The sequence below is a fragment of the Kitasatospora phosalacinea genome (genome assembly GCF_030268885.1).
In the GTDB taxonomy this organism is placed as follows: domain Bacteria; phylum Actinomycetota; class Actinomycetes; order Streptomycetales; family Streptomycetaceae; genus Kitasatospora; species Kitasatospora phosalacinea_C.
Window position 1 is genome coordinate 505,446 of sequence record NZ_BSSA01000001.1, and the last position, 13,988, is coordinate 519,433.

At 77.7% G+C, this 13,988-nt stretch carries 13 protein-coding genes; 8 read left to right on the plus strand and 5 right to left on the minus strand.

All coding sequences use genetic code 11. From position 1 onward, the window contains the following. Window positions 1-31 precede the first annotated feature (31 nt). Together QSK52_RS02190 and QSK52_RS02195 are read left to right on the plus strand one after the other, a co-directional pair. Window positions 32-460: a TadE/TadG family type IV pilus assembly protein gene (locus QSK52_RS02190; protein WP_285733427.1), complete on the plus strand. Its 429-nt coding sequence runs from the start codon at window positions 32-34 to the stop codon at window positions 458-460. Further along, a complete protein-coding gene (locus tag QSK52_RS02195; RefSeq protein ID WP_285732840.1) occupies window positions 460-4,632 on the plus strand; it encodes a LysM peptidoglycan-binding domain-containing protein in 4,173 nt (1,390 codons plus the stop codon). Before QSK52_RS02190 ends, QSK52_RS02195 begins: the two co-directional genes overlap by 1 nt. Before the next feature lie 55 nt (window positions 4,633-4,687). On the opposite strand, the gene QSK52_RS02200 is transcribed toward QSK52_RS02195, so the two are convergent. Together QSK52_RS02200 and QSK52_RS02205 are read right to left on the minus strand one after the other, a co-directional pair. Further along, window positions 4,688-5,110, minus strand: coding sequence for a hypothetical protein (locus QSK52_RS02200; RefSeq protein WP_285732842.1), 423 nt, complete (start codon window positions 5,108-5,110; stop codon window positions 4,688-4,690). Between the two features lie 149 nt (window positions 5,111-5,259). Next, window positions 5,260-5,739 (minus strand): VOC family protein, encoded by a 480-nt coding sequence (locus tag QSK52_RS02205; protein WP_285732844.1) that lies wholly within the window; start codon window positions 5,737-5,739, stop codon window positions 5,260-5,262. A 167-nt stretch (window positions 5,740-5,906) separates the two neighbouring features. Between QSK52_RS02205 and QSK52_RS02210 the strand changes: the two genes are divergently transcribed. After that, window positions 5,907-6,707 carry a nucleotidyltransferase domain-containing protein gene (locus QSK52_RS02210; RefSeq protein WP_285732847.1) on the plus strand — a complete coding sequence of 267 codons (801 nt, stop codon included), beginning with the start codon at window positions 5,907-5,909 and terminating at the stop codon, window positions 6,705-6,707. On the opposite strand, the gene QSK52_RS02215 is transcribed toward QSK52_RS02210, so the two are convergent. Continuing rightward, window positions 6,673-6,858, minus strand: a complete 186-nt coding sequence (locus tag QSK52_RS02215; RefSeq protein ID WP_285732850.1) for a hypothetical protein — start codon at window positions 6,856-6,858, stop codon at window positions 6,673-6,675. The genes QSK52_RS02210 and QSK52_RS02215 overlap by 35 nt on opposite strands. Window positions 6,859-6,984: 126 nt before the next feature. Here QSK52_RS02215 and QSK52_RS02220 point away from each other — a divergent pair, with 126 nt between their 5' ends. From QSK52_RS02220 to QSK52_RS02230, 3 genes are all read left to right on the plus strand, one after another. Next, window positions 6,985-7,932 carry a zinc-binding dehydrogenase gene (locus tag QSK52_RS02220; protein ID WP_285732852.1) on the plus strand — a complete coding sequence of 316 codons (948 nt, stop codon included), beginning with the start codon at window positions 6,985-6,987 and terminating at the stop codon, window positions 7,930-7,932. A gap of 65 nt (window positions 7,933-7,997) precedes the next feature. After that, entirely contained in the window at window positions 7,998-9,041 is a 1,044-nt protein-coding gene (locus QSK52_RS02225; RefSeq protein ID WP_285732854.1) for a S66 family peptidase, read from the plus strand. 120 nt (window positions 9,042-9,161) lie between these two features. Beyond that, on the plus strand, window positions 9,162-10,451 hold the full coding sequence (locus QSK52_RS02230) for a metal-dependent hydrolase family protein (protein ID WP_285732856.1): 1,290 nt from the start codon (window positions 9,162-9,164) through the stop codon (window positions 10,449-10,451). A 42-nt stretch (window positions 10,452-10,493) separates the two neighbouring features. Here QSK52_RS02230 and QSK52_RS02235 read toward each other — a convergent pair whose 3' ends face one another. Continuing rightward, the gene (locus QSK52_RS02235; protein WP_285732858.1) at window positions 10,494-11,738 is read right to left on the minus strand and encodes an MFS transporter; all 1,245 of its coding nucleotides are present in this window, start codon (window positions 11,736-11,738) and stop codon (window positions 10,494-10,496) included. Window positions 11,739-11,794: 56 nt separating this feature from the next. Here QSK52_RS02235 and QSK52_RS02240 point away from each other — a divergent pair, with 56 nt between their 5' ends. Beyond that, window positions 11,795-12,808 carry an ArsR family transcriptional regulator gene (locus tag QSK52_RS02240; protein ID WP_285732860.1) on the plus strand — a complete coding sequence of 338 codons (1,014 nt, stop codon included), beginning with the start codon at window positions 11,795-11,797 and terminating at the stop codon, window positions 12,806-12,808. Window positions 12,809-12,838: 30 nt separating this feature from the next. Here the strand turns inward: QSK52_RS02240 and QSK52_RS02245 are convergent, their stop codons facing one another. Then, window positions 12,839-12,964, minus strand: coding sequence for a hypothetical protein (locus QSK52_RS02245; protein WP_285732862.1), 126 nt, complete (start codon window positions 12,962-12,964; stop codon window positions 12,839-12,841). Between the two features lie 147 nt (window positions 12,965-13,111). On the opposite strand from QSK52_RS02245, the gene QSK52_RS02250 reads away from it, so the two are divergent. Beyond that, the gene (locus QSK52_RS02250; protein ID WP_285732864.1) at window positions 13,112-13,960 is read left to right on the plus strand and encodes a hypothetical protein; all 849 of its coding nucleotides are present in this window, start codon (window positions 13,112-13,114) and stop codon (window positions 13,958-13,960) included. Window positions 13,961-13,988 lie beyond the last annotated feature (28 nt).

A 13,988-nucleotide genomic window follows, 5' to 3' on the forward strand; every position in this document is an offset into this window, starting at 1 on the left:
CGTGGGGGGAGGGAACGTGCACGAAGCAGGCGTGAACGGGCGGGACCGGGGCAGCATTTCGGTCATGGTCGCCATCACCGCCGTCAGCCTGGTCGCCGTGGTCGGCCTGGTGCTCGACTTCGGCGGCCAACTCCGGGCCACCGAACGGGCCGACGCGGTGGCGCAGGAAGCCGCCCGGGTGGCCGGACAGCAACTCGACATCGACCGGCTCCGCTCCGGCGGCGGCTACCAGGTTGACCCCCGACAGGCCGAGTCCGCCGCCCGGGCCTACCTCGCCTCCCAGGGCGTCGAGGGCCGCGTCGAGTACCCCCGCTACCCCGACCTGAGCGTGATCAGCGTCAGCGTCACCAGCACCTACCGGACCGCGCTGCTCGGCGTGGTCGGCATCGACACACTCTCCGTGCAGGGCCACGGCAAGGCCACCCTGCTGCACGGCATCACGGAAGGGAAGACCGGCTGATGGCCGCGCGCGGAGCCGACGACCAGCACCGCAAGGGCCGCCGGGAGCGGCAACCGGACCGCACCGCCACCCCCGGCCGCGGCGGGCCCCGGCCCGTCCCGGTGGCCCCCGGACGGCGCCGCCGACGGGGCGCGGGCGGCTCGGTGCTCGCCGCGCTCGGCGCGCTGCTGGCACTCGTCCTGCTGCTGGTCGGCGTGCCCGCCCTGCTCGGCTACGGCACCCTCGCCGTCGCCGCCGCGGGCGACCCCGTCCACGGCGACCTGCTCGCCGCGCTCACCAGCCCCGACGACGGCAGCCTCTTCCTGTGGCTGCTGGTCGGCGTCGGCTGGATCGGCTGGCTGTGCTTCCTGCTCTCCGTCCTGGTCGAGGTCCCCGCCCAACTGCGCGGCCGGGTCGCCCGCCGGATCCCCGCCTTCGGCTGGAGCCAGCGCATCGCGGCCGGCCTGATCGGCTCCGTCCTGGCCCTGCTCCCGGTCGCCGGATCGGCCTTCGCCGCCACCCCCGAACTCGCGCAACGACCGTCCGCCGCAGCCCAGTTGGACGCCGCCCCGGCCTACGCCGCGCTGCCCGCCGGGGCACCCGCGGCCGCCCCCGCCGCCGACCCCCAGCAGCAGCCGGTCTACACCGTCCGCGACGCCCGGCCCGCCGACAGCCTCTGGTCCATCGCCGAACGCCAACTCGGCTCCGGCGAACGCTGGACGGAGATCGCCAAGCTCAACGCGGGCCGCCCGATGGACGAGGCCGGCACCCGCTTCGACGCCGACCGGCCGATCCAGCCCGGCTGGCGGCTGCTGATGCCCGCCGACGCCAAGCCCGACACCGCGGGCGGCGCCACCGGCGCCACCGCGGGCAGCAGCACCGCGCCCGCCCTGCCCGCCGCGCCCGCCGCGCCCGCGCACGGCAGCGTCACCGTGCACTCCGGCGACTCGCTCTCCGCCATCGCCCAGCGGGAGTTGGGCGACGGCGACCGCTGGCCCGAGCTCTTCGCCGCCAACAAGGGCGTCACCGCCCCCGACGGCGAGCGGCTCACCGACCCGGACGTGCTCGCCCCCGGCATGGTGCTCACCGTGCCCGGGGCCGCGACCACCCCCGCGCCGGACGCCCAGCAGCCCGCGCCCGGCCCGCAGACCCCGGCGCCGGAGGCCCAGACGCCCGCGCCGGAGGCCCAGCAGCCCGCCCCGGACGCCCAGACCCCGGCGCCGGACGCCCAGCAGCCCGCCCCGCAGCAGGCCACCCCGCCCGCGGCCGAGGCGCAGACGCCCGCGCCGCAGGACACCGCGGCCGCCACCGGCCTGCCCGCCGTCCGCGACCAGCAGGCCGTCGCGAAGAGCGGCGACGACTACACCGTGGCGCTGGCCGCCTCCGGCCTCGGCGTGCTGATGGCCGCCGCGCTGATCACCCTGGTCGCCCGCCGCCGCACCGACCAGCAGCGGGCCCGCCGCCCCCGGCACCGGATCGCCCTGCCCTCGGCCGAGGCAGGCCGCTTCGAGGCCGAGCTGAAGGCCCGGCAGGACGAGCACGGCCTGGACCTGCTCAACCGCGCCCTGCGCACCCTGGGCCGCAACACCGTCCGCGGCGAGAAGCGGCTGCCCGCCCTGGTCGCCGCCCGGATCACCGTCGCGGGCACCGTCGAACTGCACCTGGCCGCCCCGGCCGTGCCGATCGCCCCGTTCCGGGCCGCGCACGCCCCGAACGTGTGGTGGTGCCCGGTCGACTCCACCGAGCTGCTCTCCGCCGGGCAGGCCGCCAAGTACGCCGCCCCCTACCCGGCGCTGGTCACCCTCGGCGCCACCCCCGACGGCTCCACCGTGCTGGCCGACCTGGAGACCGTCCGGCTGGTGCACCTGTCCGGGCACCCCGAGGACGCCGAGGACGTGCTGCGCAGCCTCGCCGTCGAACTCGCCCACAGCCCGCTCGCCGACCGCCTGCACCTGCACCTGGTCGGCATCGCCACCGACCTGCCCACCGCCGGACCGGCCGCCGACCGGGTCCACCACCACCCCACCCTGGAGGCCGCGCTCGCCGCCCTCGGCCCGCGCACCGCCAAGGCCCGCGCCACCCTGATCGGCGCGAACGTCGGCAGCCCCCGCGAGGCCCGCAGCCGCGGCAGCGCCGACGAGGCCTGGCTGCCGGAGATCGTGCTGTCCGCGCAGCCGCCCTCCGGAGCCGTCCCCGCCGAACTCGGCCGCCTGCTCGACGGCCGCCCCCGCACCTGCCTGGCCGTCCTCACCCGCGCCCCCGAGCGCGGCGCGGGACCGGTCGCCCGCTGGACCCTCCCCGCGACCGGGCACGCCGCCCTGCCCGGCCTGCACCTCAGCGTCGAACTCCAGCGCCTGAACCGCGAGCAGTACGCCCAGATCGGCGAACTCGTCCGCGCCTCCGGCGACTTCACCCAGCACCCGGCCCCCGACTGGACCGTCGACGGCCCGCACAACGGCCCCGAGGACGAGGCCGAACTCCCGCTGCCCGTCCCGGCGCTGGCCGCGGTCGGCGCCGCGATAGGAGCCGTCCCCGCCCCGTTCGGCACCGGCTTCGGAGAGCCGGAGGACGGGGGGCAGGAGGGCGCCGTCCGGGCCGACGGCACGCTCGACGCCCGCCTGATCGCCCTGCTCGGCGGGCCGATCGGGACGGCCGGGGCGGAAGCGGCTACGGCCGACGCCCCGGTGCGGACCAGCCTGGACAAGCCGACCGGCGGTGGCGCGGGCGGCGCAGGCGGCGCAGGCGGCGAGGGCCGGAAGGACGAGGGCGACGGGGCCGGGCCGCGGCTGCTGGCCCGGGTCGTGCCCACCGGCAGCAGCCCGTTCGCCGGGCTGGTCCCGACCGCGCCCACCAACCCGTACGCGGTCGTGCCGGTGGTGCCCGTCCAGCCCGCCGCGCTGCCGCCCGCGACGCCGGAGCCCGCCCAGAGCGCCCAGAGCGCCCAGCCCGTCCGGCCCGCGGCGCCCGCCGAGCCGCGGCACGCCGCGAACGGACAGGCCCGCAAGGTCACCACCCCGCCGCACGGCACGCCCGTCGACCCCCGGATCGCCGCCGCGCTGCCGCCCGTCGTGCCCGCCCAGCCGCCGGCCCCGCCCGCGCCGCCGCTGCCGCCGCAGGACGGACTCCCGTCCGTCGCGGCCGAGTCCGGGTCCGGGTCCGAGCCCGGGGCCGAGCCGGTGGCGGAGGACGGCGCCCGGCCGTCCGGGCTCGCCGCCCCCGCTCCGGTCGAGCAGCCGGTCGAAACGCCAGCGGCACCCGCGCCCGCGCCCGAGCCGGAGCCCGCGCCGGAGCCGTTGCCCACCCACGACCAGGCGGCGGCCCCCGACCCGCGCTCCCCGGCCCGGCCGTCCGCCCGGCCCGGGAGCGGTCCGGCCCGCACCGACAGCGACGACCTGCTGGCGATCCTGCGCTCCCCGGAGGCCCACCACCTGCGGTCCGCGCCGCGGATCCGGGTGCTCGGACCGGTCGACGTGCTCGGGGCGGCGGGCAGCGCCGACCCGGCGGGCCGTCCCCGGCTCACCGAGCTCGCCGCGTACCTGGCGCTGCGCCCGGGCAGCGAGCACACCGCGATCGACCGCGACCTCCACCCGGGCGCCGCGCACCTCGACCCGAAGGCCACCGCGGAGCGCCTCGCCGAGCCGCTGCCGGTCAAACTCGCCGCGCTGGCGGGCTGGTTGGGCACCTCCCCGGAGGGGCGCGACTACCTGGGCGGGCAGCCCGCCGACACGTACACCCTGGCGCCGACCGTCAGCTGCGACTGGGACGAGTTCCGCAGCCTGTACCGGCGCGGCATGCGCTCCACCTCCAGCACCGCCGACGCCGCCCTCGCGCACGCCCTCGCCCTGGTCCGCGGCGCCCCGTTCGCCGAGGCCCCGGCCGGGACGTACGCCTGGGCGGAGGCCGAACGGCAGGACATGCTGGCCGCGATCGTCGACACCGCGCACGAACTCGCCGCCCGCCGCCTGCAGTACGGCGACCACCGCACCGCCGAGGCCGCGATCTTCCGTGCCCTCGCCGTCGCCCCCGAGGTCGAACTCCTGCACCGCGACCTGTTCTACGCCTACGCCTCGGCGGGCGCCCGCGACCAGCTCGTCCGCTCCGTCAACCGGCTGGACGCGCTCAGCCGCCGCACCGGCCGCGACCTCGACCCGGACACCGTGGCCCTGCTCCGCGACCTGCTCACCGGCAGCTGAGCGGGAAGCCGACCCGCACCGCCGACCGCCGTCGCCCCGCCCGGGGCGGCGGCGGTCAGTCCGCGCGCAGGCGCCGGTGCCACCAGGCCGCCGGACGGGTGCCGTCCGGGCGGGCGGCGAGCGGGTCGGGCAGGGTGCGGTGGAGGAACTCCTCGTCGAGGCGTTCGACCAGGGCCCGCAGCGGGGCGCGGGCCGGGCGGGGGAGGCGGTGGAGGGCCGTCTCCAGGACGTCCCGGGCCGTCAGCGGGTCGCAGCAGGGGCAGTCCGCCCGGGGCACGTACAGGTGGCGGCCGGGTCGGCGGAGGAAGCGCTCGTACGTGTGCAGCGCCTCGGCGACCGCGCCCGCCCCCAGGCCCAGGGCCTCGATGCGGTGGACGGCCGTCCGGGTGCGCCGGGGCAGCCCCTGGAGGCGGCGGACGGGACGGGTGGGCCGCCGCCGCGGCAGGGCGCGGACGGCGCCGGGCGGCTTACGCGCCACGGGCCTTTCGGAGGTGGGTCACCCGCCCCATGGTGCCAGCTCGGGCGGCCGCCGTCAGTCCGTTTGCCGGTGCGGTCCCGTTGCTCCGTCCGGGGAGTTCCTCCGCGCAGGGACGAACGCCGGGCGGCGGGCTCGTGCGGCGGCTCCGATCAGCCCCCGTCCGCCGCGGCCTCCAGGGCGGCGATGTCGAGCTTGCCCATCTGCAGCATCGCCGCGGTGGCCCGGCGGGCGCGCTCCGGGTCCGGGTCGGAGAGGAGTTCCGTCATCCGGCGCGGCACGATCTGCCAGGACAGGCCGTAGCGGTCCTTCAGCCAGCCGCACGGGCCCGGCGCGCCGCCGTCCGCGGTCAGCAGCTCCCAGTAGCGGTCCACCTCGGCCTGGTCGGTGCAGTCGACCTGCAGCGAGACGGCCTCGTTGAAGGTGAACTGGGGCCCACCGTTCAGGGCCAGGAACTCCTGTCCGAACAGTTCGAAGGACACCAGCATCACGCTGCCGGGCTCGCCCGGTCCGGCCTCCGAGTAGCGCTGCACGTCGGTGATCCGGCCGTACTCGAACACCGAGGTGTAGAACTCGGCGGCCTGCTCGGCCTGGTCGTCGAACCACAGGAAAGTGGTGATCTTCTGACTCATCGGAAGGGTCCTCCGTTCCCGTACGGTCGCCCGGCCGCCCGGCCGGACCCCTTCGACAGTAGGGCGGGCCCGGCGCTCCCCGGCGCAGGCGCGTCGGGGCGGGCGGGCGTACCGGGGCGCAGCGGGACGGGCGGGCGTACCGGGGCGGGCGTGTCAGGATGGGCGGCATGACCCTTCCGGAGCTGCTGCGGCTGTCCGCCGCCGAGCGGGACGCCGTCGACGCCGCCCAACGCGCCCTGGCCGCACCGCTGCTGGCGGAGTTCACCGCCCGCCTGTCCGCCGCCGCGCCGGTGCGTGCGCTGTGGGCGCACGGCTCGCTGGCGTACGGGGACTACCGGCACGGGCGCAGCGACCTCGACCTGGTCGCCGTCCTCCCCGCCGCCCCGGACGGGCAGCTGCAGGAGCGACTCGCCGCGCTGCACCGGGAGTTGATCGACCGGGAGCCCGACGCGGCGCGGCTGCACTGCAGCTACCTGCCGGTCGGGGAGCTCGCCGACGCGGCCGCCGCGCACTTCACCTTCGCCCAGGGCGAGCCGATGCGGCGTCCGGTCACGGCCGTCACCCGGCGCGAACTGCTGGACGGTGCAACGGTGTTGGCGGGCGAGCGCCCCGAGAAGCTGCTGCCGCCGGTGGACGACGCCGAACTGCACGCCTTCATCCGGGCCGACCTGCGCGACTACTGGTACCCGATCACCGCCCGCCCCGACCCGTGGCAGCGCGACATCTGGGTCGACCACGGCCCGGTCACCGCCGTCCGCGCCACCGCCGCCCTGCGCGAGGGCCGGTTGATCACCAAGCGCGAGGCGATCACCCGCCTCGCCGCCCTGGAGGCCCCGCCCGGCCTGGCCGAGGACATCGCCGCCCGCCGCTACGGCACCCCGCCCGTCCTCACCCCCGGGGCCCGCACCGAACGCGCCGAGCAGGCCCGGCTGTTCACCCGCGCGCTGATCGAGCGGGCACTGACCTGACGGGGCGTCGGTTCGCTCCGGCGAACAGCGCGGTGAGCCGCGGCAGCCGGGCGGCGCGCTGCTCCGGCGTCCACACCGGTTCGTCGAACTCGGCGTCGTGGGGGCTCTCGTGGCCGATCGCCTCCAGCGCCCGGAAACCGTCCGTGTCCACGGCCCGGATCCCGGCACCCGCCGGTGACACCCGGTCGGTCGGGGCCGTGCTTGACCTCAAGCCCGCTTGAGGTTGCAGGATGGGCGGCGGGCCGGAACGACCGGTCCGGGAACGGGCGGAGGCGTGATGCGAGCGGTGTGGCTGCGGGAGTTCGGCGGGCCCGAGGTGCTGGTGGCCGGGGCCGCCCCCGACCCGGTGCCGGGGGAAGGGCAGGTGCTGGTCGAGGTCGCGCACGCCAACCTGACCTTCGTCGAGACCCAGTTCCGCGCCACCGGCCTCGGACCGTTCACCGGCGCCCTCCCGATGGTGCCCGGCAACGGCGTCGGCGGCACCGTCACCACCCTCGGCCCCGGCGCCGACCCGGCCTGGCTCGGGCGGCGGGTGGTCTCCTCCACCGGCGGCAGCGGCGGCTACGCCGAACTCGCCGCCGTCCCCGCCGACGGCCTGCACCCCGTCCCCGACGGCCTCCCGCTGGACACCGCCACCGCGCTGCTCGCCGACGGCCGCACCGCCCGCCTGCTGCTGGAGACCGCCGCCCCCGCGCCCGGCGAACGCGTCCTGGTCACCGCCGCGGCCGGGGGCGTCGGCACCCTGCTGGTCCAACTCGCCACCGCCGCCGGGGCCCACGTCCTCGCCGCGGCCGGCGGCCCGCGCAAACTCGCCCTCGCCGCCGAACTCGGCGCCGCCGAGACCGTCGACTACCTGCAGCCCGACTGGACCCGCGCCCCGGCCCCCGTCGACCTCGTCCTCGACGGCGTCGGCGGCGCCCTCGGCCGGGCCGCCGCCGGCCTGCTCCGCGACGGCGGCCGCATCGTCAGCTACGGCCTGGCCAGCGGCAGTTGGACCGACCTCCCGGCCGACGAGGCCGCCGCCCGCGACCTGACCGTCCTCCACCTGCGCCCCACCCCGGAGCGCACCCGCGCCGCCACCGCCCACGTCCTCGCCGAGGCCGCCGCGCACCGGCTGCGCCCCGTCATCGGCCAGCGCTTCCCGCTGGAGCGCGCCGCCGACGCCCACCGCGCCATCGAGAACCGCGCCACCCTCGGCAAGACCCTGCTGGACGTCCGCCCCTGAACCGCGCCCGGACCGCTCCGGATATCCGGTCGTGTGCGGCCCGCCCGCGTCGCTAGCATCCCGGCATGACGGACCAGCCCACGTACCCGCCCAAGCCCCGCCCCGGCGACCGGATCGCGATCGTCTCACCCGGTTTCGCCGGGCCGGGCGCCTTCCCGCTGCCGCACGAGCTCGGGCTGCGCCGCCTGCGCGAGGAGTACGGCCTGGAGCCCGTCGAGTACCCGACCACCCGCAAGCTCGGCGCCACCCCCGCCGAGCGCGCCGCCGACCTGCACGCCGCCTTCGCCGACCCGGGCGTCGCCGCCGTCATGGCGACCCTCGGCGGCGACGACCAGATCACCGTCGTCCCGCACCTGGACGCCGAACTGATCCGGGCCAACCCCAAGCCCTTCTTCGGCTACAGCGACAACACCAACCTGCTCGACCTCCTGCACCGCCAGGGCATCGTCAGCTACCACGGCGCCGCCCTGATGACCCAGCTCGGCCGCCCGCACGCCGTCCACCCGCTCACCGACGCCTCGCTGCGCGCCGCCCTCTTCGGCAGCGGCCCGTACGAACTCACCGAGGCCGCCGACAGCAGCACCGTCCTCGGCCGCTGGGAGGACCCGGCCACCTTCGAGCGCGAACCCGCCGCCGAACCCGCCACCGGCTGGCACTGGCACCGTCCCGACCGGGTCGTCGAAGGCACCAGCTGGGGCGGCAACCTGGAGATCCTGCACTGGATGGCCGCCGCCGACCGGCTGCGCCCCGCCGCCGAGCACGCCGGGGGCGTGCTGATCCTGGAGACCTCCGAGGAACTGCCCAGCGCCACCGAGGTGTTCCGGATGCTGCGCAACCTCGGCGAGCGCGGCCTGCTCCGCCAGTTCCCCGCCGTCCTGGTCGGCCGCGCCATGGCCTGGTCCTTCGAGCACCCCCACGACGCACCCGCCCGCGCCCGCTACCGCGCCGAACAGCGCGCCGCCGTCCTGCGCGCCCTGGACGCCTACGCCCCCGACGCCACCGTGGTCTTCGACGTCGACCTCGGCCACACCGAACCGCAGCTCGTCATCCCCTACGGCGGCCGCATCCGGGTCGACGGCCCGGCCCGCAGGATCACCGTCACCTACTGACGACCGTCCGGGCGGAGCGGGGCGGGGCACGGGGAACGGCTCGCCGCGAGCCGCCGCCCGACGCGCCCACGTCCGGCCGAACGGGCGGGGGCGGGCGGTCCGGGCGGACGAGCATGGGGCATGGCTCCTGACGCGTCCACCGCCGTTCCGGGCGGGCTGCTGATCACCAACGTCCGGGTCTTCGACGGGATCGGGGACGAGGCGGTGCCCGGGTACGTCCGCACCGAGGGCGACCGGATCGCCGAGGTCGTGCTCGGGCACCCGGCGCCCGCGGCCGGGACCGCCGGGACGGTGGTCGACGGCGGCGGCCGCACCCTGATGCCCGGCCTGACCGACGCGCACGTCCACCTGATGCTGATCGGCGGCACCATGGCCGGACTCCAGCTCGCCCCCACCGGCGCGGTGTACTACCAGGCGCTGGCCTCCGCCCGGGCGATGCTGATGCGCGGCTTCACCACCGTCCGCGACCTGGCCGGCGACACCGACCCGCTGCGCCGCGTCCTGGACGCCGGACTGTTCCCCGGGCCGCGGATCTACCCCAGCCAGGCCGCGCTCTCGCAGACCTCCGGGCACGGCGACTTCGGCACGGTCTACGACCCGCCCACCGCGCTCGGCGGGCCGCCGTCCCGGGCCGAGCAGCTCGGCCTGATGCGGGTCGCCGACGGGCCCGAACGCGTCCTCGCCGCGGTGCGCGAGCAGCTCAAGCGCGGCGCCGCCCAGATCAAGCTGATGGCCGGGGGCGGCGCCGCCTCCGCGTACGACCCGCTGGACGTCCTGCAGTTCACGCCCGCCGAACTGGAGGCCGCCGTCCGGGCCGCCGCCGACTGGGGCACCTACGTCACCGTGCACGTCTACACCTCCGAGGGCGTGCGGCGCGCCGTCGACGCGGGCGTGCGCTGCATCGAGCACGGGCACCTGGCCGACGAGGCGACCGTCCGGCTGCTCGGCGAGCGCGGGGTCTGGCTCAGCACCCAGCCCTTCGCCGAGGACGACCACCACTTCGACAACGCCGACAGCCGGGCCAAGAACCGCCGGGTCTGCGCGGGCGTCGGCGACACCTTCCGCTGGGCGCTGAAGCACGGCGTCCGGCTCGCCTTCGGCACCGACCTGCTGCTCGAACCCTCCCTCGCCCACCGGCAGAACGAGATGCTGGTCCGCCTCGGCGAGTACCTCGACCCCGTCGCCGTCCTCAAGCTCGCCACCTCCGGCAACGCCGAACTGTTCCGCCTCGCCGGGCTCCGCGATCCCTACCGCGAGGCCCCGCTCGGCGTCCTCGTCCCCGGCGCCTGGGCCGACCTGCTGGTGGTCGACGGCGACCCGACCAGCGACCTTGCCGTCCTCGGCGACCCCGGCCGCCACCTGCGGCTCGTCGTCAAGGGCGGGACGGTGTACAAGAACACGCTGGGGTGAGGGCGCGGCCCGGCCCGGCGGGGCGCCGAGGAGCGGGGGCGGTCAACTCGGCCGACCGGCCGCCTCGTTGCGGCGGGCCGCGTGGCGGGCCACCGGGGGGAGGGCGAGGGCCGCGCAGGCGAGGACGGCGGCGAGGGCGGCCCAGCCGGTGGTGCCGCGGGGGAGGACCAGGGCGGTGAGGGCGGCCGGGGCGAGGGCCTGGGCCAGGGCGACGCCGGTGTGCAGGACGCCCTGGTACGCGCCGTGGGCGTGCTCGGGGGCCAGGCCGTACGCCAGGGCCCAACTGCCCGCCTGGGAGAGGACCTCGCCGGCCGTCAGCAGCACCACCGCCCCGAGCAGCACCGCCACCGCGACCCCCGGCGTCCGTCCGGCCGCCCCCGCCAGGGTCACGCAGGCCGCGCCCACCAGCAGGCCGCCGAGCCGGAACGACCGTGCCGCGCCCGCGAGTTCGGACACCCGACGAGCCGCGAGCACCTGCAGCAGCGCCACCAGCGCGGTGTTGGTCAGCAGCAGCCAGCCCGTCACCGCCGGACGGGCCGCGGTGTGCCCGAGCGTCCACAGCGGCAACCCGACCTCCAGCACCACGTACAGCGTGTTCACCACCGCGTTCAGCACCGCCACCCCCACGAACGGCAGGTCCCGCAGCGGGCGCGCCGCCACCGGCCGGGCGGCCGCCGGGCCGGGCGCGACCCCCGTCGGCACCGTCCGCAGCGGCAGCAGCGCCAGCAGGTACGCGGCCGCGCTCGCGCAGATCGCCACCCGCAGCGAGACCGGTCCGCCGTGCGCCAGCACCAGCGAGCCGAGCGCCGCGCCCGCGCCGATGCCGACGTTGTTGAGCGCCCGCAGCACGGCCAGCGCCCGGGTACGCACCGCGGCGGGCAGCGCGTGCGCGTACAGGGTGGAGCGGGCCACCCCGTTCGCCCGGGAGGCCGCGCCCGTCACGCACACCAGCAGGACGAACAGCCACAGCGACCCGGTGAACGCGAACACCGCCGTCGCCCCCGCCTGCACCACGTGCACCACTGCCAGCACCGGCTTCGCGCCCAGCCGGTCGCACAGCCGCCCCACCGGCAGCGCCGCGGGCCCCCCGCACAGGCCCGCCGCCGTCAGCGCCGCGCCCACCACCCCCGCCGAGAAGCCCAGGCCGCGGGTGAACCAGAGCGTGCCCACCGTCAGGAACAGCCCGTTGCCGACCGCGTTCACCAGCAGCAGCGCCGCCAGTCGGCGCACCACCGGGGCGGGGGAGAGCGGGCGGGCGAGGGGCGGGGAGGCGGTGCTCAGGTTCATGCCGACCAGCACACCCGCGGCCGCCGGAGGCCGGAACCGATTTACCCTGGTGCTTAATGATCCGCTTCCGGCTCCGCCTCGCCGACCTCGCCGCCACCTCCTTCGCGTACTCGCCGCTCCAGGAGGCCGTGCTCAGCCTGCGCATGTGGACCCACCACGCCCGCCGCTTCCCCGCCCTGCGCCCCGCCTTCGCCGCAATGCGCCCCGCGTACGAACGGCTCGACGCGCACCCCCTGCTCACCGCGCTGGTCGCCCACCGCCGCTACTGGGTCCCCGACTTCCTCACCCCGCGCCCCGCCGCCCCCGCCCCCGACCTGCGCGCGGAACTCGCCGCGCTGCGCGCCACCGACCCCGCCCGGCTGCGACCCGGCATCGAACAGACCTTCCACCCGCTCGGCGAACCCGTCCCGCCCGTGCTCGCCGCGGGCCTGCACCACCCCGACCGGCTGCTCGCCGACCTCGCCGACGCCCTGGAGGCGTACTGGCACGCCTGCCTGCGCCCGCACTGGTGGCCCCGGGCCCGCGCCGTCCTGGCCGCCGACCTCGCGCACCGCGCCCGCACCCTCGCCGAGGGCGGCGCCGACGCGCTGTTCCGCGGCATCAGCGAACGGCTCTCCTGGGCCGACGACACCCTGACCATCCGCCGCGGCGGCCCCTGGCCGTCCACCCCCGACGACATCCCCGTCGACGGCCGCCGCCTGCTGCTCACCCCCAGCTGCTTCGCCGACGGCGTCTCCACCATGCTCGACCGCGACGCGCCCCCGCACATCGTCTACGCCACCCGCGGCCTGGCCACCCTCGCCGAGAGCCCGCCGCCGCCCGCCCCGCGCGCCCTGGCCCAGCTGCTCGGCGCGACCCGCGCCCGGCTCCTGGTGATGCTCGCCGACGACGGCCCCGCCACCACCACCGAACTCGCCCACCGCCTCGCCGTCACCCCCGCCGCCGTCAGCCAGCACCTGGCCGCCCTGCACGCCGCCGCCCTGCTGGAGCGCACCCGCCACGGCCGCCACGTCCACTACCGCCCCACCCCGCTCGGCGCCGCCCTGCGCACGGGCAACGGCCACCCCTGACGGGGCGGGCGAGCGGGTGCGGGCAGACGGTCAGCGGGACGGCGGCCGGGACCAGGGATCGCCGCACACCGGGCAGTCGTACTCGTCGAGCGCGTCCTCCGGCACCGGGTGGGAGCAGAAAACGCAGGGGCGAAGGTCGGCGACTCGGTCATCCATGCGCGGCATGATGGCAGGCTCCTCGGACCGGCTGCTCGGACCGGCTGCTCGGACCGGCGGCCCGGGGAGGCCGTCGAGCGGGCGCGGGACACGCCGTCGGGGGTGATCGTGCGTAAGCGGAGGGAGATCGTTCGCCTACTCTGGGCCATGCGCAACTCCACGGGCCCGAGCAGGGCCGTCCTGGCTGCCGCTGTGGTCGTCGCCGCCACCTGGACGCTGCTCCCGCAGCCCGCGTTCGCCACGGACGTCGGCGACTGGGTGGCGCTCAGCGGCGCGTTCGCGAACCCGGCCGGGGTCGGCGGGCAGGTCGAGCTCGGGGCGGACCTCGTGCAGGGCGCGGCCGCCGACCTGCGGCTCGCCGACGGGGCCGCGCTCACCCTCGACCTGAACGGCCACCGCCTCGACACCGTCGCCGTCGTGCTCGGTGCGGGCAGCACCCTCACCCTCACCGACACCACCCCCGCCCCCGCCACGCCGGGCGTGCTCACCGCCGCCTCCCCGCGCCTCGGCGGCGCGGGCATCGCCGTGGGCGGCGCCACCCTGGTGGTCCAGGGCCGGGCGGTGGTCAGCGCCACCGCCCGGGACAACGAGGCGGCCGGCATCGGCGGCGACAAGAACCACCGCGAGAACGGCACCGTCACCATCACCGGCGACGCCCGGGTCTCCGCCGCCGGAGGGCAGTTCAGCGCCGGGATCGGCGGCGGCGACCGCGGGGGCGGCGGCAGCGTCACCATCTCCGGCAACGCCACCGTCACGCCAGGGCCGTCGACGGCGCGGGCATCGGCGGCGGCGACTACAGCCCCGGCGGCACCACCCGGATCACCGACCACGCCACCGTCACCGCCACCAGCGACGGCGGGGCGGGCATCGGTGGCGGCTACTGGGGCGGCGACGGCGGCGAGGTCACCGTCGACGGCGCCGCCACCGTCACCGCCACCAGCACCGGCCGCGGCGCGGGCATCGGCGGCGGCCAGGCCGGCCTCACCACCCCGCTGACCGGCGGCAACGGCGGCACCGTCCTGAT